The following is an 18,537-nucleotide window of genomic DNA, read 5'->3' as shown; positions in this document are numbered from 1 at the left end:
CGTGTCACCCGGGCTCTCCGGGGTTGCGCAGGCTCAGCTCGCCCACGGCCGGCCCCGCCGACGTCACCACGCGCCCGCCCTCCAGCCGCACCGCCCCCGTGGCCACCAGCTTCACCACCAGCGGGTACAGCCGGTGCTCCTCCTTCAGGATGCGCGCCGTCAGCGCCGCCTCATCGTCCGTCGGCAGCACCGGCACCACCGCCTGCGCGATGATGGGGCCCGTGTCCATGCCCGGGTCCACGAAGTGCACCGTGCACCCGGCCACCTTCACTCCGCGCTCCAGCGCCTGCCGCTGCGCATGCAGCCCCGTGAAGGCCGGCAGCAGCGAGGGGTGGATGTTCAGCACCCGCCCCTCGAAGCGTCCCAGGAAGTCCACGCCCAGCAGCCGCATGAAGCCCGCCAGGCACACCCACTCCACGCCCGCCGACACCAGCTTCTCCACCAGCGCCTTCTCGAAGTCCGCCCGCGAGCCGAAGGCCTTGTGCTCCAACACCACCGACGCCACGCCGGCCTTCTTCGCCCGCTCGAGCGCGAAGGCCGTGGGCACGTTGGACACCACCAGCGCCACCTCGGCCGGGAAACCCGGCTGCGCGCACGCATCGAGCAGCGCCTGCAGGTTGCTGCCACTGCCCGACACCAGCACGCCCAGCTTCGTCCGGCCGCTCATGCCTCGATGACCGCCGTGGCCTCGCCCTGGCCCGCCTCCACGCGGCCCACCTCCGCCGCCTCCACCCCGCGCCCCTTCAGCAGCGCCAGCGCCGCCGGCACGTCCGCCTTCGCCACCACCGCGATGAGCCCCAGGCCCATGTTGAAGGTGTCGTACATCTCCTGGCGCTCGACTCCGCCCAGCTTCTGGATGAGCTCGAAGATGGCGGGGCGCTTCCACGTCTTCTCGTCCAGCACCGCCCGCGTCCCGTCCGGCAGGCACCGCGGCAGGTTGCCCGGAATCCCGCTGCCGGTGATGTGCGCGAACCCCTTCACCTTCACCGCCTTCATCAGCGCCAGCGCGTCCTTCACATAGATGCGCGTGGGCTCCAGCAGCGCGTCGCCCAGCGGCCGGTCCCATCCCTCGGGCACCGCGTCCAGCTTCAGCTTCGCGTCCTCCAGCAGCACCTTGCGCGCCAGCGAGTAGCCGTTGGAGTGCAGGCCCGAGGAGCTCATCCCGATCAGCGCGTCCCCGGGGGCCACGCTCTTGCCGTCGATGATCTCCGAGCGCTCCACCACGCCCACGCAGAAGCCGGCCAGGTCGTACTCGCCCCGCGCGTAGAAGCCCGGCATCTCCGCCGTCTCCCCGCCCAGCAGCGTGCACCCCGCCTGCTCACACCCCTGGGCAATCCCCTTCACCACCTCGGCCGCGTCGTCCACCTCCAGCCGCCCCGTGGCGAAGTAGTCCAGGAAGAAGAGCGGCTCGGCCCCACAGGTGAGGATGTCGTTCACCGACATCGCCACCAGATCGATCCCCACCGTCCCGTGCCGGCCCGCCTGGAAGGCCACCTTCAGCTTGGTGCCCACCCCGTCCGTGCCCGCCACCAGCACCGGCTCCCGGTACTTCCCGGGCGGCAGGGCGAACAACCCTCCGAAGCCTCCCACCCCGGCCACCACCTCTGGCCTCACCGTCCGCGCCGCATAGGGCTTGATGCGCTCCACGAACGCATCGCCCGCCTCGATGTCCACTCCTGCCTGCTTGTAGGTCGTTCCCACGGCCGGGCCTTCTAGCGGCTTCCCCCGCTGCTTGTCTCGGCTGGCAGTACCCCGGGTGTCACATTCGACTCGTCCTGGACGGACCGGCACCCCCCTGGCACCTCCGGGGACAGGTAAGGGGTGGGCGTCCAACCGACACCGGGAGGCCCCAAGCCATCAATTTCAGGCCGGAATTTGACCCTGTCGATGGGGACGGCTTAACTCGCCCTGCGATGGGCGCCGAGGAAACCCTCTTTCAGCGATTCGGCAAGGAATTCCCGAAGGGCACCGTCCTCTTTCGAGAGGGCGAGCCTGGCAAGGAGATGTTCGTCATTCAGTCAGGACGAATCGCCATCTCCAAGCGAGTGCGGGACGTGGAGAAGGTCCTGGCCGTGCTCGGCCCGGGCGAGTTCTTCGGGGAGATGGCCATCATCTCCAACAAGCCTCGCAACGCCTCGGCCAGCGTCAGCGAGGACGCCAAGCTCCTGGTCATCGATCCCAAGACGTTCGAGGGGATGATCCGCGGCAACGCGGAGATCGCCGTCCGGATGATCAAGAAGCTGGCCGAGCGGCTGTCCGAGGCGGACGCGCAGATCGAGAACCTGCTGCACGCCGACCCGGCCAGCCGGGTGGTGCACCACATCCTCCAGGTGTGCCAGACGCGCGGGCGGCCCATGGAGGAGGGCGTGGAGATCGAGCTGGCGGTGCGCGAGCTGCCCCGGCAGATCGGCGTGGGCGAGCCCGCCATCCGCAACATGCTGGACCGCCTGGAACGGGCCGGCCTGGTGGAGCGCTCCGGTGACAGACTCACCGTCTATGACACCGCGCGCGTCCACGACTTCCTCCAATACCTGGAGATGAAGTGGAAGTTCGGAGAGCTCTGACGTGAAGCTCCAGGTCCTCGGCTGCCATGGCGGTGAGCTTCCCTCCTGCCGCACCACGTGCTTCTTGGTGGATGACGTGCTCGCGCTGGACGCGGGCGCGCTCACCAGCACGTTGTCGCTCGAGCAGCTGTGCAAGGTGGACGACATCCTCGTCGGCCACAGCCACTTCGACCATGTGAAGGATCTGCCGCTGATGGCGGATCTGATCATCGGCCGGCGCGACAAGCCCGTCACCATCCATGCCTCGCGAGAGTGCGCCCGTGCGCTGCGCGAGAACATGTTCAACAACGCCCTCTGGCCGGACTTCACGCGCATCCCCACGCGCAAGGAGCCGGTGCTGCGCATCAAGCCCTTCCGGGCCGGCAGCACCTTCCAGGTGGGCCCCTACACGGTGCAGTCCATCCCCGTGCACCACCCGGTGGAGTCCTGCGGCTTCGTCATCACCCGCGGCCGCACCTCCATGGCCATGAGCGGGGACACCGGGCCCACCGACAAGCTGTGGAAGGTGCTCAACCAGACGCCCACCCTCAAGGCGCTCCTGGTGGAGACGAGCTTCCCCAACGCACTGCATCAACTGGCCGACGTGTCCGGTCACCTCACGCCGCAGACGCTCGGGACGGAGCTGGAGAAGTTCGAGCGCAACGGCTGCCACGTGCTCGTCTACCACCTCAAGCCCGCCTTCCTTCCGCAGCTGAAGAAGGAGCTGGGGACCATGCCGGTGGAGATCCTCGAGCTGGGCGACACCTTCGAGTTCTGACCCGGGCTCCCCCCCGGCCGTCCCCTGGGCGGACGACCTCCCGGGTCTTCCCGGGAGGCGGGGCCTCGGATGGGAGTTGACGGGCCCGCGCAGTGGGATTATCCGCCCCTCCATGGCCTGGTTCTCCAAGAAGCCCCGTATCGCCACCGCCCCCGAGCCCGTCGAAGCCCCCAGCCGCATGCAGGGGCTCTGGGCCAAGTGCGAGAGCTGCGATGAGATCATCTACCGGCAGGAGTTGGAGAAGAACCTCAACGTGTGCCCGCACTGCGAGCACCACCTGCCCTGGACGGCCCGCGCCCGCCTCACGTCCCTGTTGGACCCCGACAGCTTCGAGGAGTTCGACAAGGAGCTGGAGCCGCAGGATCCGCTGACCTTCACGGACTCGAAGAAGTACAAGGACCGGCTGCGCTCCACGCGCAAGGCGCTCGGCGAGAACGACGCGTTCATCTCTGGCGTGGGCCGCATCGAGAACAAGCCGGTGTCCGTCGGCTGCTTCGTCTTCGAGTTCATGGGCGGCTCCATGGGCTCGGTGGTGGGCGAGAAGTGCACCCGCGTCTTCGAGCGCGCCCATGAGCTGAAGTGCCCGGCCATCGTGTTCTCCGCCTCGGGCGGCGCGCGCATGCAGGAGGGCATCTTCTCCCTCATGCAGATGGCCAAGACGAGCGCGGCCATCGCCCGCTTCCGCAACGTGGGCAAGCCCTACATCTCCGTGATGCTGCACCCGACCACCGGCGGCGTGGCGGCCTCCTTCTCGTGGCTGGGCGACATCATCCTCGCCGAGCCCAAGGCCCTCATCGGCTTCGCCGGCCCGCGCGTCATCGAACAGACCATCCGCCAGAAGCTCCCCGAGGGCTTCCAGCGCTCCGAGTTCCTCGTGGAGCACGGGATGATCGACGCCATCGTGCACCGCAAGGATCTGCGCACGAAGCTGGGGCAGCTCGTCACCATGCTCGGCTAGTCCCCGCGAGCGATGACGCTGCCCCGGACGCCGGCGGAGGCCCTGGAGTTCTTCTCCCGCCTCAGCCCCTCCAGCATCAAGCTCGGCCTCGAGCGCGTGGAGGAGACGTTGGAGGCGCTCGGCCACCCCGAGCGCCGCTACCCCGCGCTGCACGTGGCGGGCACCAACGGCAAGGGCAGCACCTGCGCCTTCTCCTCCGCCGCCCTCCACGCCGCGGGCCACCGGGTGGGGCTCTACACCTCGCCCCACCTGGTGCGCGTCAACGAGCGCATCCGCGTGGACGGGGTGGAGATCGAGGACGAGGTGTTCGGCCAGCGGATTCTGGAGGTGCTCGAGCGGCACCCGGCCGCGGCCACCTCGCTCACGTACTTCGAGTTCGGCACCGTGGTGGCCTTCTGGCACTTCGCGCGCGAGGCCGTGGACGTGGCCGTGGTGGAGGTGGGCCTGGGCGGGCGGTTGGATGCCACGCGCGCGTGCCAGCCGCTCGTCACCGCCATCACCCCGGTGTCGTTCGACCATATGGAGTACCTGGGCACCACGCTGGGGGCCATCGCCGGGGAGAAGGCCGGCATCCTCAAGCCGGGTGTGCCCGCGGTGGTGAGCCGCCAGGAGCCCGAGGCGCTCGCCGCCATCGAGCGCAGGGCAGGGGAGGTGGGCGCGCCCCTGCTCCTCGAGGGCCGGGACTTCTCCCTGGTGGCACGCCCGGACGGCCGCCTCGCCTACGAGGGAACGGGCCTCTCGTTGGAGGGCCTCACCCTGGGCCTGCGGGGCGAGCACCAGCGGCAGAACGCCGCGGTGGCCCTCGCCTCCCTGGAGCAGCTCGGTGCACGCGGCGTGTCCGTCTCCCCGGAGGCCATGCGGGCGGGGCTCGCTGGGGCTCGCTGGCCTGGACGCCTGGAGGAGCTGGGTGGCTCGCCTCCCGTGCTGCTGGATGGCGCTCACAACCCCGCCGGGGTGCAAGTGCTGCTCGCCGGTCTGCGCTCCCTGTACCCGGGTCGCAAGGTGCACTGCGTCTTCGGCGTGGTGGCCGACAAGGATCGCGGACCGATGCTGCGCGCTCTCCTGCCAAGCTGTACGTCGGTCCATCTCACGCCGCTCGACACCCCTCGCTCGCTCCCCCCGGAGCGCTACCTCGACGAGGCCCGTGCGTTGTGTGCGGACGTGCGCGCCTGGCCTTCATTGGACGCGGCCCTCGCGGGTGCACATGCCCGCGCGGCGCCTGGAGACGTCATCCTGTGCACGGGATCCCTGTTCCTGGTGGGTTCCGTGCGCGCCAGGCTCGGCGGAAACCTTGGCGCATTGCATCACAGTCCGTAGATTCACTGTATGCGTTTGCCGGATTGGAGAGCGGCGACTCCAAAGGGTCCCCATACACCGACGGTCGATGAGCTCGACTTCCGGTCGCTCTACCAGAAGACGAAGTACGTGGTGGAGACGGCCGATGGCTGGTCCCTCGTCATCACCCGCTATCGCCCCGTCAAGCAGCCCTTCGCGCAGCCCCTGTTCGGCGAGCCCCTGCTGCTGGTGCACGGTTTCTCACAGAACCGCCACGCCTGGACGAGCGGCCAGTTCGTCAAGAACCTGCTCTTCTTCGGGGTGGACATCCACATCCTGGAGCTGCGCGGGCACGGCAAGAGCTCGCTGGAGTTCCAGAAGGAGCGCGCCGCGCGCTTCCGCCGCCCGCTGCCGCAGGACCTGGACTACGGCTGGGACATCGACAGCTACTTCCTCTATGACCTGCCGGCGGCCGTGTCGGGGGTGAAGCGCATCACCCGGCGCGAGCGCATCTTCTATTGCGGCCACTCCATGGGCGGGATGCTCGGCTACGGCTACGCCGGCATCCACGACGACTTCGAGGGCCTCATCACCATCGGCTCTCCGGCGGACCTGGGCCGCGGCATCGCCGCGCTGCGGCTGCTGGCCCTGGGCACCCCGGTGTTGAGCGCGGCCATCGACATGGGCATCGCCGGCCTCAACCTGGAGGAGCGGGTGGGGCACACCGGGCGGATGCTGCTGGCGCGCGGGGCCTCCGCCGTCAACGAGAAGCTGGCCCGGTGGCTGGAGCCCAAGGACGGGCCGCAGCAGCGCCGCTTCCACTACATCCCGGTGGATGACTGGCTGAAGTTCGCGGAGAAGCAGCTGGCCTGGGCCGAGGACCATCCCGTCGTCAACCAGCTCACCACCCGCATCAACCGCTTGAGCAATCCCGCCCGCGTCAGCTCCAAGGACGTGCGCTGGCTGCTGCGCGAGGGCGGTGAGCGCGAGCCGCGCAAGGTGGTGGAGCAGTTCGCGAAGTGGATCCGCCGCGGGGAGATGGTCTGCTACCGCACCGGCTTCGACTTCAAGCGGGGCTTCTCGAAGATCCACATCCCCATGGCCATCATCTTCGGGGACATGGATCCACTGGCCTCGGTGGAGTCCACCCGGAGCGTGTACCACGCGGCCCAGAGCGAGTACCTGCTGTGGCGGCCGGTGAAGGGCAACAGCCACATCGAGCTGACGATGGGGCACGACATCCGGCAGATCTGCTACGACATCAAGAACCTCATCGAGTACGCGCGCACCCACCGCACCCGCAAGCCGGCGCTGCCCCGGCTGCGCTGAGCGCGTTGGGGGCAGTGCCGCCGCCCGAGGGCTTCACTGGTAGACGTCTACCAGTGAAGGCACACATGCGCCTACATCGCTGGTAGACGTCTACCAGTGCCGGCGCTCGAGCCTGGTGAACCGGTTGCCGGGGCCTGGCCGTTCCAGGTGGGAAGTGCCCGGCCGGATGGCCATTTTCAGGGCACGAACCACCACGCTCGCGGCGGGATTGCTGGAAAGTTGGAGCCCGGGTACCGCGTGCTAGCTTCGAGACGCAATGCGTCCATCCAAAGGGAAGCCGCCGATGAAGGCCATCATGGTTGCGTTGCTCGCCTGCGTGATGGTGCCAGCCCTGGCACTGGCGCAGGAGGGACAGGCCCCGGGCAATCTCAACACCATCACGGGCGTCAATGTGACGGGCGGCCGGGTGGAGATCGTCGGGACGAAGAAGCCCAACTTCACCACCTTCACGATGACGGATCCGCCCCGCCTCGTCATCGACATCTCCGAGGCCGTCTTCTCCGGCGTGAAGGAGGAGGTCACCGTCGGCAACGGCACCATCACCGGCATCCGCACGGCCAGCTATGGCTCGGACGAGTCGGCGATCGCCCGTGTGCTCATCGGCTATGAGCGCGAGGTGGAGACGGACATCCAGGCCTCCGGCAACGCGCTGGTGGTGACCGTGGCGGGCAGTGGGGGCGCGGCCGTGGCCGAGCGTCCCGCCGCCGCGCCAGGGCCGGCTCCGGCGGAGAAGGCTCCAGCGGCGGCGGCCACGACCGCGCCCGGTGCCACCTCGGAGCAGGCGGCCGTGGCGGCGCAGACGGACCGTCAGCAGCAGGAGAAGGCGGCGGCCCAGTCTGCCGCGGCGGCCCAGGCGGATCGTCAGCAGCAGGAGAAGGCGGCGGCCCAGTCGGCCGCGGCGGCCCAGGCGGAGGCCGAGGCCCAGCGGCAGGCCCAGGCCCGCGCGCAGGCCGATCGCAAGGCGCAGGAGGAGGCCGCGAAGGTGGCGGCCCAGCAGGCCCAGCAGGCCGAGAAGCAGCGCCTCCAGGAGGAGCGGGCGGCGAAGGAGGCCGCCGCGGCCGCCGAGAAGCAGCGCCAGCAGGACGAGGCCCGCGCCGCCGCCGACGAGAAGAAGCGCCAGCAGGCCGACGACAAGGCGCGCCGTGAAGCGGAGGCCCAGGCCGCCGCCGACACGAGGAAGCGCCAGCAGGACGAGGCCCGCGCCGCCGCCGAGGAGAAGAAGCGGCTGGCCGCCGAGGAGCGGGAGGCGAAGCGCGAAGAGGCCCAGGCCGCCGCCGAGGAGCGCCAGGCCGCCGCCGAGGAGCGCAGGCGCCAGCAGGCCGAGGCCCGTCAGCCCCGCGTCGCCCAGGCCGAGCCGCCGCGCCGGGCCGCCCCGGAGCAGGGGGACAGTGCCGACACCTCCTCGCGCCGCAAGACCATGACGCTGGTGGGCTTCAAGCAGGAGCCCCATGGCTCGCGCGTCTTCGTGCGCACCAACGAGCCCGTCCGCTACACCGTCACCGAGGGCAACCGCGAGCTGGTGCTGGAGCTCGAGAACACCCGCATCGCCGAGTCCAACAACACCCGCTCGCTCAACACCTCCTTCTTCAACACGCCCGTGGCCTCGGTGGACGCGGATGTGGGTCCGTCCCGCACGGTGCGCGTCGCCATCAAGTTGAAGGAGCAGGCTTCCTACGAGACCCGTCAGGAGGGCAACGAGGTCTCCATCGAGTTCCGCCGCTGACGGCGGGCGGGCGAGCGGGGGCCCGGCTGGCCGCCGCTGTCTGGACGTCGGGGGAGGGCCGGCTCGCACGCGCCCTCCACGGCCAGGGTGGCGTCTACGCACCGCGCGTATGAACGTGGCGCTCGGCTTTGGACTCGGGATGCGATACGAGACTGTCACACCGCCACAAGCTCGCGGCGAGTCACCACCCCGGCCGTAGGGGGGGCGGCTCGAAAGGGGGCGAGCGTGCCTGGACCTTGGAGTCAACCTCACGGTTACGAGGGTCGGGGCGTTCGGAACCGGGTGCAGGAATCCCGGCCGCGTGTGCGTGGTTCTTCACTCCCTGACTGGATTCCCCCTGAGGAGGACGAGGTCTTTCGTGTCGGAACTCGGCAAACGTATCGGACAGCGTATTCGTGAACTCCGCACCCAGCGCCCTGAGCGTTGGACGCAGGAGGAGCTCGCGGAGCGGGCGCAAATCAGCGTTTCCTTCCTCTCGATGATCGAGCGGGGGGAGCGTGTTGCGCATGTGGAAACCCTTGCCGCCCTGGCTAACGCCTTGGGCGTAAGCCTGGGCGAGCTCTTCGCGGGAACGGAGGAGACACCGGCGCAGACAGAAGATCTGCTGCGGCCGTTGTCGGACTTCGCTCGCGCGAGGGGCCTGACAGCCCGGGATGTAGATCGCCTGCTGGGCGTGGCTCGGGCCATGTTCAGCGGCTCCGCGGCCTGACCCCGGCAGCCCTGAAAAGGCTGCCGTCCTTGACGGGACGCATCTGAGACCGGGAAGATGGAAGTCCTCTTCTAAGGAGTTCTCTCAGATGCGTCTGGGTCTCGCCGTGTGTGTGGCGATCGCGAGTGGGGTGCTCGCGGCATGCCAGCCCCCACTCCCGGCCACGTTGGAGTTCGTGGATCAGTCTCCTCTTCAGCCTCGGCTCGGGGAGATCACCACTCTGCGCTTTCGCGCCATCGACTCTCGTGGTCAGCCGCAGCCGGGCGTGCGAATCACCTTCGAGACGCAAGCGCCCGTCTCCGGTGTGGACGTCAACCCGAAGGAAGCCACCACCGACGTGGGCACCGGCATCGCCTCCACCCAGGTGGTGGCCAATGGCGGCCGCGTCTCCTCCGTGGTGGTGATTGCCCGGGTGGACGACAAGGTGGCCACCAGCCCCGCCGTCACCTTCGCGGGCTCGGCCTCCAACTCCCGCCAGTTCACCTTCCAGTGCGGCACCATCGCGGGCGAGGGCTCCGGTGGTATCCACGCCATTGGTGCCTTCGATGAGACGCGTCACCTCATCGCCGGCGTGAAGGTCAACTGCATCGCCCACGTGGCCGACCGCAACGGTGATGGTATCGCCGGGGCGCAGGTGTCCTTCCTCACCGAGGCCGGCACCATCGGCCCCAGCGCCACCAGCGTCACCGACGTGGTGGGCAATGCCGAGGTCGTCTACAAGACCTCGCTGCCGCTGCCCGACGACGTGACCCCGGGCACCTTCTCGTGGACCCCGCCCAACGGTCCGCTCCACACGGGCGAGTACCTCGCGCCGCTGTGGATGCACCCGTTCATGTGGCAGGACGATCCCATCGCTGGCTACCTCGGGGAGCCCACGCTCCAGGAGCCGCGCCGGCAGGATCCCGTCCGTCCGGGCAAGGAGAACAACCCCCGCGACAACCTGGTGAGCATGATCGCCATCACCACGGGCGAGGAGGCCTTCGACGACCTCAACAACAACGGCGTGCACGACACCGAGGAGCCCTACGTCGACCTGACCGAGCCCTTCGTCGACAACAACGACAACGCCACCTGGGACTCAAAGGAGCGCTACGTCGACACCAACGGCAATGGCAAGTGGGACGGCAAGAACGGCCAGTACGACGCCGTGACCCTCATCTGGGTGCAGGAGCGCATCATCTGGACGGCCTGGCCGCATGAGCTGGACCGCACCCAGACCGCGCGCAACCCCAGGCCGGTGGTGCGCCAGCTCGTTCCGGTGCCGGCCGGCACGCCGCCCCGCAACATCCGCAACATGCTGAAGTTCGACGAGTACCTCGCGTCGTTCCTCCTGGCGGATCCCTGGTTCAACAGCATCGCCCGCAACAACGAGTCGGACGGCTGCGACTCGGGCTCGACCGGGCCCGTGGAGGTCTCCGCCTTCACCAAGGGGCAGGCCTTCACCTACCCGCCCTTCACGCTCATGAGCTACTCCGTGAAGGACGTGCGCGATCCCGCCGCCAACCCGCCGGCCCCGGACTACCCCCGGCCCATCGCCTACACGGTGTCCGCGCCCTGCGCCTTCACCGGCTCGCCCATCGAGGGCCACAAGGTCATCGTCTACTCGCCGCTGGTCGAGGGCACCATCCAGTAGCCAGTGGCCAGGCAAGGGCATTGACCCCGGGCCCCTGCCTCCGTACCGTCCCCCCCGGCTGATTGAAGAGTCAAGCAGCCGGGGAGAGACACCGGGTGAGTCAGCGGCAGAGCAAGTCGGAGGCGGCAGGCAACCGCGAGAGTGAGCGCCGCCGCACCATCCTTCGCGCGGCCATCGACGTGTTCGCGCGCAAGGGCTACCACGGCTGCCGCATCGCGGACGTGGCACGCGAGGCGGGCGTGGCCTACGGGCTCGTCTACCACTACTTCAAGAACAAGGACGAGCTGCTGGAGACCGTCGTCGAGACGGGGTGGAGCGGCTTCGTCTCGCGCATGCGCGCGGTGGCCGAGGACGAGAGCGTCTCGCTCGAGCAGAAGGTGCGCGGCATCGCGGACGTGGCCTTCGAGGCCTACCGGGTGGATCCGCGCGCGGTGAAGGTGCTCATCCTCGAGGTGGCCCGCAGCCCCGCGGGCACCCAGGTCGTCAGCCGGCAGCAGGCCTACCTCGACACCATCCGCATGGCCGCGGACATGTTCGCGCGCGCCCAGACCACGGGCGAGCTGCGCGCGGACCTGGATCCGATGCTGTGCGCCTCGCTCCTCTTCGGCGCCATCGAGCTGGGCCTCACCGCCTTCGTGTCCGGGTTGATGGAGGACCGCGGCCCCGAGGCCCTGGACCGGGCCAAGCTGCAGATCGCCGAGTCCTTCCTTCGCGGCGTCCTTCCGGGCGCCGCCACTCCCGCGGAGGCGTCATGGAAGCAGGAGAAGGTGTCGTCCGGTACCAGGCCGAAGGCGGGCAAGCGCTCCTGACCATTGATCGGCCGAAGGCGCGCAACGCGCTCTCGCCCGAGGTGCTGCGGGAGTTGATGGCCGCGCTGGAGCGCGCCGAGGCGGATGCCGCCGTGCGCGTGGTGGTGCTCACCGGCGCGGGCGAGAAGGTCTTCTGCGCCGGGGGAGACCTCGGGCAGATGGGCGGGGAGGGCGGTTTCCTCGCCACGCACGAGGGACGCCGCGCCTACGGCCGCCTGCTGCTGCGGCTGCAGGACGTGCGCAAGCCCACGGTGGCGCGCGTCAACGGCCATGCGCTCGCGGGCGGGCTGGGACTGGTGCTCGCGTGCGACCTGGCCGTGGCCGCCGAGCACGCCGAGCTGGGCACGCCGGAGATCGACGTGGGGCTCTTCCCCATGATGATGATGGCGCTGCTGCAGCGGCACGTGGGCCGCAAGCGGGCGCTGGAGATGGTGCTGACGGGCGAGCGGATGCCGTCGCGCGAGGCGCTCGCGCTGGGGCTGCTCAACCGGGTGGTGCCAGCGGCGGAGCTGGACACGGCGGTGGCGGGGCTCGCCGGGAAGCTGGCCGGCAAGAGCCAGGCGGTGTTGGCCCTCGGACGCCGTGCCTTCTTCACCGCCGAGGACATGCCCCTGCCGGCCGCGTTGGAGTACCTGTCCTCGCAGCTGTCCCTCAACGTGCTGGCCGAGGACGCCGCCGAGGGCGTCACCGCCTTCATCGAGAAGCGCCCCCCGAAGTGGAACGACCGCTGAAAGGAGCCCCATGCCGCTGTCGAAGGACAAGGTCATCGTCACCTGCGCATTGACGGGCGTGCTCGCCAAGCGAGACCAGTGCCCGTACCTGCCGTACTCCCCGGTGGAGATTGGCGAGGAGGCTCGCCGCGCCTACGAGGCCGGTGCCGCGGTGGTCCACATCCACGGCCGCGAGCCCGACACGGGCGATCAGTCGTGGAGCGCGGACATCTACGGGCAGATCAAGGAAGAGGTGAGCAAGCGCAGCCCCATCATCGTCAACTTCTCCACCGGCGGCTTCAACATGGGTGTCGACTCGGAGGAGGCGAAGAAGGAGCGCCTGGCCTACGTGTGGAAGACGAAGCCGGAGATGGCCGCGCTCAACATGGGCTCGATGAACTACGCGAAGTATTCGGAGAAGCGGAAGGGCTTCGTCTTCGACTTCGTGTTCCCCAACCCCTTCTCGGACATCCTGCTGGCCACGGACGCCATGCGCGCGGGCGGGGTGAAGCCGGAGCTGGAGTGCTTCGACCTGGGCCACATCCACAACGCCGAGCCGCTGCTGACCATGGGGGCGCTCAAGGGCCCGCAGCAGTACAGCTTCATCCTCGGCGTGCTGGGCGGGGTGGCTCCCACGGCGGAGAACCTGCTGGCCATGTCGCGGCAGGTGCGGCCCGACGACACCTGGGAGGTGATTGGCATCTCCAAGGTGCAGTGGAAGCTGGTGGCCGCGGCGCTGGTGCTCGGCGGCAACATCCGCGTGGGGCTCGAGGACAACTTCTACCTGGACCCGGCCGGCAAGGAGATGGCCAAGGGCAACGGGCCGCTGGTGGAGAAGGCGGTACGGCTCGCGCGGGACATCGGCCGCGAGCCGATGACGCCGGACGAGGCCCGGGCCGCGCTCGGCATCGGCAAGGCGTGGGGTTGAGCCTTACTCTTTATCGCGCTGGGTGACGGCGGGGGCGGGCTCGCCGGTGAAGTCGAGCTTGAGCAGCGTCTCGCCGTCCACCCACATGTCATCCACCTTCACGCCCCAGTGGAGGTGGGGACCGGTGACGCGGCCGGTGGCGCCCACCTTGCCGAGCAGCTGGCCGCGCTCCACGCGCTCTCCGTCCTTCACGTCCATGGCGGACAGGTGGAAGTAGGCCGTGTAGAGGCCCGCGCCGTGGTGCACGAGCACCGTGTTGCCCGAGGCGTAGGCATCGCGCGACATCACCACCGTGCCCGCGTTGGCCGCGTACACGGGCGTGCCCGTGGCGCCGCGGATGTCGGTGCCGTAGTGCTGGCTCTGCTTCTTGCCGTTGTAGGTGCGCAGGTCGCCGTAGGGCGCGGTGATGCTGTCCTGGCGCGGCCAGGCGAAGTTCTCCTTGAAGACGGGCGCGACGAAGGACTGCGCGAAGGCGGCGGCGAAGGCGGCCTTGTCCGCCTCCATGCGCGCCTGCACCGCCGGCTCGGGCTTCTTCACGGTGAACTTGTTGGCCACCTTCAGCGTGCGCGAGGGCCAGCCCGCGGCCACCACGTCCAGCGTGCCCGTGAGCTCCGTGGGCGTGGCACCCGCCAGAGACGGCACCGCCACCTTCACCGGCACCGGGCCCGGCGTCAGCTCCACCGGGAGTCCGGAGAGGGCCTGGAAGCCCTCGCGCGTCGGGTAGAAGCGCAGGGGCCGCTCCCCGAGCGTCCCCGTGGGGGCCTGGGTGAGGCCGCGCACGGTGACGAGCACCGGATCGCCTGGCCGGGCCACGGCGGGCTGGAGGGAGAGAAGGGGACGCTCCTCGGCGGCGAGAGCGGACAGGCCGAGGGCCAGCAGGAGGAACGGAAGCCTTCTGAGGGGGGAGATTCGCACGGTCGCGAGATATGCGTGCGCGACGGGGTGGCGTCAACGAATGCCGACAACGGCAACCCCCTCGAGTGTCCGCCGCATGGCTGTCAGCGCTGCCTGCCGGAAGGAGGCAAGGCGCATGCTCCGCCTTCCGAGGAGCAAGCGGGCGAGCGGGCCCCCGTGAGCCCCAAAGTTCCATCTGCTTGCATGGCTCCCTAGCTTGCGCGTCATCCGTTTTCTGATTCTGAGGGGGAGATAATCGGATGCCGCGCAACTTCCGTTTCGAGCACTTCAACGCACCCAAGACGTCGACTCCGGCCCGTGGGATGCGCCGCCGGGACAAGCAGGCCCTGTCCGCGCGGCATGCGGTGGAGCGCCGCTCGGACAAGGAGATCCACTACGGCCGCAGCCACGCGGAGACGGAGGAGATGTTCCAGGTGCGCGCCATGAACGCGCAGCTCGAGGCCCTGGCGGGGCTGTCGGCCAACGCGCCCATCAAGCCCACCGCGACCAACCGGGGCCAGCCCATCGGCGCGCTGCCGGTGTCCGAGGAGCCGGCGCTGCTCTCGCGCGCGGGGCTGCGTGACGTGCTCGACGAGGCCCTGCGCCAGTTCCGCGCCGTCCAGTCGGGCATCCAGGACGCCACCAAGGCCACGGGGCGGCTGCTGTCGCTGCCCATGGAAGCGGCCCGTCTGGCCGCCCAGCGCATGCGGCTCGTGCAGGGCTAGCCCGAGGGCCCAGGGAAGGGGCGGTACGTGGAGCTGACGCTCGTCTCCTACAACATCCACAGTGGTATCGGCACGGATGGTCACTTCGACCTGCAGCGGGTGGGAGACGTGCTGCGTGAGATCAACGCGGACGTCATCGCCCTGCAGGAAGTGGGGGACTACCGGGGCGTGACGTCCCGCGAGGACCAGCCCGAGCACCTGGCGGATCTGCTCGGGCTGCACATGGCCTTCGGGCCCAACGTGGTGCGCAACGGCCGCCGCTACGGCAACGCCATCCTCTCGCGGCTGCCCATCCTCAAGTCGAAGAACTACGACCTGAGCGTGCCCCGCCGCGAGCCCCGGGGCGCCCTGCGCTGTGACCTGGACATGGGCAATGGCCGGCAGCTCCACGTCTTCTGCCTGCACCTGGGCTTGAGCATGAGCGAGCGCCGCCGCCAGGAGTCGCTCCTGCTGTCCGCCGACATCCTCCGCGACGCCGTGCGGAATGATCCGGTGGTCGTGTGTGGAGACTTCAACTATTGGGGCCCCGGCGCGGTGCCCGGGCTGGTGCGCCAGGCCATCCACGACGTGGCCCTGGAGCTGGGCAGCCGGGTGCGCACCTACCACTCCCGCCTCCCCATGCTGCGGTTGGATCGCATCTACGTGGACTCGGGGGTGCGGCCGCTGGCCCTCCAGGCCCACCGCACGCCGCTCTCGGCGGTGGCCTCGGATCACCTGCCGCTGGTGATGCGCTTCGAGGCCCCTCTGGACGCCCGTCCCCCCCTCTCGGCACCGGTGGAGCTCATCGGGTAGCCTGCGGACTCCGGTCCGTCCGATGGCCGACGCTGACGAACGCCGGACACATCGCTCCGTGACGGGGTTGTCGCGGAGAACGGGAGGATCCTACGTTGGGACCTCCGAATGAGAGCGACGGCTGGGGAGCAGATGGGCTTGGGCACCGAACAGACAGAGCGCGGACTGACCGTGCTCGTCGGGCGCTTGACGGATGGATTCACCAAACTGGTGACGCAGCACCTCACCCTGGCCCGCGTGGAGCTGATCGAGGACGCGCGGGTGATGGGCTCGGACGTGGCGCGCATCGCCGCCTTCGTGCCCTTCGTGCTGGTGGGCTACGCCTTCCTGTGCGCGGCGCTGTCCGCCTTCCTGGCCCGGTGGATCGGCTGGGACGGTGCGCTCGCGCTGGTGGGCGCGGCCAACCTGGTGGGCGGAGGCCTGGGCATCGCGCGCGCCGCCACCCGGCTCAAGTCCTTCCGGCTCATGGACGATACCGCCCAGGAGCTCAACCGCAGCGTGACGGCGCTCGCCCAGGCTCCGGTGCCCGTGCCGGTGCCGGCGGTCCAGCCCGCGACGCTTCCCGGGGAGGCCGGCCATGGCCGCTGACGGCAAGGCGCGCGTCACGTCCCAGACCTCCGAGCAGATCCGCGCGGAGATCGAACGCACCCGGACCGAGCTGGCCCTCTCCGTGGGCGAGCTGCGCCAGGAGGTGGCGCGGCGCACGGACTGGCGGCAGTGGGTGCGCGAGCGGCCCCTCACGTGCGTGGGGGCGGCTTTCTTCATCGGCTTCCTCATCGGCAATAGCCAAAGGCGCTGAGGCGCCCCATCTTCGCAACCACCCTTCAACACCCCGAGAGGAGACGGTTTCCATGGACGTCAATCCGCAGCAGCTGCAGGACAAGGCCCGCCAGCTTCAGGAGAACCTCCTGCCGCAGCTCGACGAGGCGCGGCGCAACCTGGAGGACATGAACACGCGCGTGGCGGGCTTCATCCGCGCCAACCCGGGCACGTGCCTGCTGGGCGCCGTGGCCGTGGGCTTCATCATCGGGCGCATCGCCTCGCGCCGCTGAGCCGTCACCGTTTTCTCGACGCATCGGAGTTCCAACATGACGACCTTCCAGAGCAACCCGGGCAATGGCGGCCCGTCTTCCAACGGCAGCCAGGCGCAGGGCAATGAGGGGCAGGCGGGCTTCGGCCATAAGGTGGACCGGATCGGCTCGGACGCGCAGCAGCTGTGGGACGACGCGCGCGGTGCGGTGACGGACCTGCAGGACACGCTGGACCTCAAGGGCCGCGTGGACCGCAACCCGTACCTGATGATGGCCGCGGCGCTGGGCGTGGGCTACGTGCTCGGCGGTGGCCTCTTCACCCGCACCACGGGACGGCTGCTGCGGCTGGGCGTGCGTCTGGCGGCGCTGCCCATGGTCAAGGATGAGCTCATCGGCATGGCCGAGGCGGCGCTGAGTGGCATCGAGGCGGGCGCGCGCATGGCCGGGACCGGCAACAACACCGGCGGTTCGGATCGCCCCCAGGATTCCCAGGTGTGATTCACTTGCCTTCCCACCCGCCACACATGGAGCGCCCGCGATGTTCAGCGCCAAGGATCTGAAGAAGATGGACAGGGATGACGTGCTCGAGCTGATCGGCCTCGAGACCAAGAAGGCCCCCACGGACTGGCTGTTGCCGACGCTGGGCGCCTTCTCGGTGGGCCTGCTGGTGGGCGCGGGCCTCGGCCTGCTGATGGCGCCCAAGGCCGGTGCCGAGCTGCGCGGCGATCTGCGCAACCGGCTGCAGGGCGGGGACTCGATGGCCAACGGCACCGGCCAGCAGCGCCCCGAGACCGCCTCCCGCAGCGCCTGATTCGTGGTGTCCGTGCTCCGCCCGTGATCCGGGCGGCCGTCGAGGGGTGATCCGCTCAGACCGGGTCACCCCTTCTGCTTTCCGGGGACTGTCTTGCCGCGCGTTCGTTCCCCTCGCTATCCTCGATGGGGTGCCTTGAGGGTTGCTCAGCGGTGGGGGGCTGATGAAGAAGACATGGCGTTTCCGGCGCGGCTTCGAGGACATCGTGATCGTCCGTGCATGGGACGTCCGGCCGGGGGATGGGGCCTTCGTCTTGCCCCGTTTTTCAGCCCTCGGTTGCCTGGATCAGGCCCTTCGCAATCGCTCGGAATGGACCACCCTTCTCTCGCTCTACGAAGAGCTGATGGGTGGCAGGCCCTTTCTGGTGGATGCGGCGCAGATGGACGCGGTCAGCGCGTGTGTCTGGAGGGCGATTGAAAGTGGCACCTTCGTCGCCCTTCGGCGTCCCCTGCCTCGCTTCGTTCACGGCGTGCTGCCCGTCACGAAGGGGGAGGGAGGCGTGCCTCCCCCTTCTGATGCCGAGGAGCTCGAGACGAGCTGGGTGGAGGTGGAACTCCTGAGCGAGGACAACCCCCCCAAGCCGATAGCCCACGCTCGCTATCGCATCGAGCTTCCGGACGCTTCTGTGCGCGAGGGAAAGCTCGATGGCAACGGCAGGGTCCGTCTCGAGGGGATTCCCGCGGGCACCTGCAAGGTCACCTTTCCGGACCTCGCTCCGTGAGCGAGGGTCTTCCGTGAGCATCAACTCGAGAAGAGGAACGGCCGCTTCTTGACGATGATCTTCAGGGAGGAGCCCGTCTGGGCCTGCACTCCCTTGGTGCTCAGCTTCTTCCGTGTCTCCTTGACGGTCTTCTTCTCGGAGGACTGGGTCTTCGATTGGGACATGACG

At 69.4% G+C, this 18,537-nt stretch carries 23 protein-coding genes; 19 read left to right on the top strand and 4 right to left on the bottom strand.

What is annotated here, in order from left to right; all coding sequences use genetic code 11:
* Positions 1-4 precede the first annotated feature (4 nt).
* The gene (purN, locus tag NR798_RS31435) at positions 5-667 is read right to left on the bottom strand and encodes a phosphoribosylglycinamide formyltransferase (protein ID WP_375766211.1); all 663 of its coding nucleotides are present in this window, start codon (positions 665-667) and stop codon (positions 5-7) included.
* Positions 664-1,701: a phosphoribosylformylglycinamidine cyclo-ligase gene (gene purM, locus NR798_RS31430; RefSeq protein WP_375766210.1), complete on the bottom strand. Its 1,038-nt coding sequence runs from the start codon at positions 1,699-1,701 to the stop codon at positions 664-666. The genes purN and purM overlap by 4 nt, the downstream gene beginning before the upstream one ends.
* A 212-nt stretch (positions 1,702-1,913) precedes the next feature.
* On the opposite strand from purM, the gene NR798_RS31425 reads away from it, so the two are divergent.
* The 11 genes from NR798_RS31425 (at position 1,914) to NR798_RS31375 (ending at position 13,395) form a co-directional block, all read left to right on the top strand.
* On the top strand, positions 1,914-2,564 hold the full coding sequence (locus NR798_RS31425; RefSeq protein ID WP_329727115.1) for a Crp/Fnr family transcriptional regulator: 651 nt from the start codon (positions 1,914-1,916) through the stop codon (positions 2,562-2,564).
* A 1-nt stretch (position 2,565) separates the two neighbouring features.
* Positions 2,566-3,321, top strand: a complete 756-nt coding sequence (locus tag NR798_RS31420) for an MBL fold metallo-hydrolase (protein ID WP_375766209.1) — start codon at positions 2,566-2,568, stop codon at positions 3,319-3,321.
* A 112-nt stretch (positions 3,322-3,433) separates the two neighbouring features.
* Positions 3,434-4,279, top strand: a complete 846-nt coding sequence (gene accD, locus NR798_RS31415) for an acetyl-CoA carboxylase, carboxyltransferase subunit beta (protein WP_375766208.1) — start codon at positions 3,434-3,436, stop codon at positions 4,277-4,279.
* Positions 4,280-4,291: 12 nt separating this feature from the next.
* Positions 4,292-5,596 carry a bifunctional folylpolyglutamate synthase/dihydrofolate synthase gene (locus tag NR798_RS31410; RefSeq protein ID WP_375766207.1) on the top strand — a complete coding sequence of 435 codons (1,305 nt, stop codon included), beginning with the start codon at positions 4,292-4,294 and terminating at the stop codon, positions 5,594-5,596.
* Positions 5,597-5,605: 9 nt separating this feature from the next.
* Positions 5,606-6,883 carry an alpha/beta hydrolase gene (locus NR798_RS31405; RefSeq protein WP_375766206.1) on the top strand — a complete coding sequence of 426 codons (1,278 nt, stop codon included), beginning with the start codon at positions 5,606-5,608 and terminating at the stop codon, positions 6,881-6,883.
* Between the two features lie 283 nt (positions 6,884-7,166).
* Positions 7,167-8,606 (top strand): AMIN domain-containing protein, encoded by a 1,440-nt coding sequence (locus NR798_RS31400; RefSeq protein WP_375766205.1) that lies wholly within the window; start codon positions 7,167-7,169, stop codon positions 8,604-8,606.
* A gap of 358 nt (positions 8,607-8,964) precedes the next feature.
* Positions 8,965-9,315: a helix-turn-helix domain-containing protein gene (locus NR798_RS31395; RefSeq protein WP_108074726.1), complete on the top strand. Its 351-nt coding sequence runs from the start codon at positions 8,965-8,967 to the stop codon at positions 9,313-9,315.
* An 88-nt stretch (positions 9,316-9,403) separates the two neighbouring features.
* On the top strand, positions 9,404-10,948 hold the full coding sequence (locus NR798_RS31390; protein WP_375766204.1) for a hypothetical protein: 1,545 nt from the start codon (positions 9,404-9,406) through the stop codon (positions 10,946-10,948).
* Between the two features lie 95 nt (positions 10,949-11,043).
* Complete coding sequence (locus NR798_RS31385; protein WP_375766203.1) at positions 11,044-11,757, top strand: TetR/AcrR family transcriptional regulator; 714 nt, start codon at positions 11,044-11,046, stop codon at positions 11,755-11,757.
* Positions 11,700-12,488 carry an enoyl-CoA hydratase/isomerase family protein gene (locus NR798_RS31380; RefSeq protein WP_375766202.1) on the top strand — a complete coding sequence of 263 codons (789 nt, stop codon included), beginning with the start codon at positions 11,700-11,702 and terminating at the stop codon, positions 12,486-12,488. The genes NR798_RS31385 and NR798_RS31380 overlap by 58 nt, the downstream gene beginning before the upstream one ends.
* Positions 12,489-12,498: 10 nt before the next feature.
* On the top strand, positions 12,499-13,395 hold the full coding sequence (locus NR798_RS31375) for a 3-keto-5-aminohexanoate cleavage protein (RefSeq protein WP_375766201.1): 897 nt from the start codon (positions 12,499-12,501) through the stop codon (positions 13,393-13,395).
* A 3-nt stretch (positions 13,396-13,398) separates the two neighbouring features.
* On the opposite strand, the gene NR798_RS31370 is transcribed toward NR798_RS31375, so the two are convergent.
* A complete protein-coding gene (locus NR798_RS31370) occupies positions 13,399-14,310 on the bottom strand; it encodes a M23 family metallopeptidase (RefSeq protein WP_375766200.1) in 912 nt (303 codons plus the stop codon).
* Positions 14,311-14,549: 239 nt separating this feature from the next.
* Here NR798_RS31370 and NR798_RS31365 point away from each other — a divergent pair, with 239 nt between their 5' ends.
* From NR798_RS31365 to NR798_RS31330, 8 genes are all read left to right on the top strand, one after another.
* Positions 14,550-15,014 (top strand): hypothetical protein, encoded by a 465-nt coding sequence (locus NR798_RS31365; RefSeq protein ID WP_375766199.1) that lies wholly within the window; start codon positions 14,550-14,552, stop codon positions 15,012-15,014.
* Positions 15,015-15,041: 27 nt separating this feature from the next.
* Positions 15,042-15,806 carry an endonuclease/exonuclease/phosphatase family protein gene (locus tag NR798_RS31360; RefSeq protein WP_375766198.1) on the top strand — a complete coding sequence of 255 codons (765 nt, stop codon included), beginning with the start codon at positions 15,042-15,044 and terminating at the stop codon, positions 15,804-15,806.
* 108 nt (positions 15,807-15,914) lie between these two features.
* Positions 15,915-16,394, top strand: a complete 480-nt coding sequence (locus NR798_RS31355) for a phage holin family protein (protein WP_375766197.1) — start codon at positions 15,915-15,917, stop codon at positions 16,392-16,394.
* Positions 16,384-16,605, top strand: coding sequence for a hypothetical protein (locus NR798_RS31350; RefSeq protein WP_375766196.1), 222 nt, complete (start codon positions 16,384-16,386; stop codon positions 16,603-16,605). The genes NR798_RS31355 and NR798_RS31350 overlap by 11 nt, the downstream gene beginning before the upstream one ends.
* A gap of 52 nt (positions 16,606-16,657) precedes the next feature.
* Entirely contained in the window at positions 16,658-16,858 is a 201-nt protein-coding gene (locus NR798_RS31345; RefSeq protein ID WP_375766195.1) for a hypothetical protein, read from the top strand.
* A 36-nt stretch (positions 16,859-16,894) separates the two neighbouring features.
* Positions 16,895-17,335, top strand: a complete 441-nt coding sequence (locus NR798_RS31340) for a hypothetical protein (RefSeq protein WP_375766194.1) — start codon at positions 16,895-16,897, stop codon at positions 17,333-17,335.
* 40 nt (positions 17,336-17,375) lie between these two features.
* Positions 17,376-17,648, top strand: coding sequence for a hypothetical protein (locus NR798_RS31335; protein ID WP_375766193.1), 273 nt, complete (start codon positions 17,376-17,378; stop codon positions 17,646-17,648).
* A gap of 163 nt (positions 17,649-17,811) precedes the next feature.
* Positions 17,812-18,369 carry a hypothetical protein gene (locus tag NR798_RS31330; RefSeq protein ID WP_375766192.1) on the top strand — a complete coding sequence of 186 codons (558 nt, stop codon included), beginning with the start codon at positions 17,812-17,814 and terminating at the stop codon, positions 18,367-18,369.
* 20 nt (positions 18,370-18,389) lie between these two features.
* Here NR798_RS31330 and NR798_RS31325 read toward each other — a convergent pair whose 3' ends face one another.
* Entirely contained in the window at positions 18,390-18,533 is a 144-nt protein-coding gene (locus NR798_RS31325; RefSeq protein ID WP_375766191.1) for a hypothetical protein, read from the bottom strand.
* Positions 18,534-18,537: the final 4 nt, after the last annotated feature.

It is taken from the genome of Archangium gephyra, assembly GCF_042230915.1.
GTDB classification, from domain to species: domain Bacteria; phylum Myxococcota; class Myxococcia; order Myxococcales; family Myxococcaceae; genus Archangium; species Archangium gephyra_B.
This window is presented reverse-complemented; position numbering and strand designations above follow the sequence as displayed.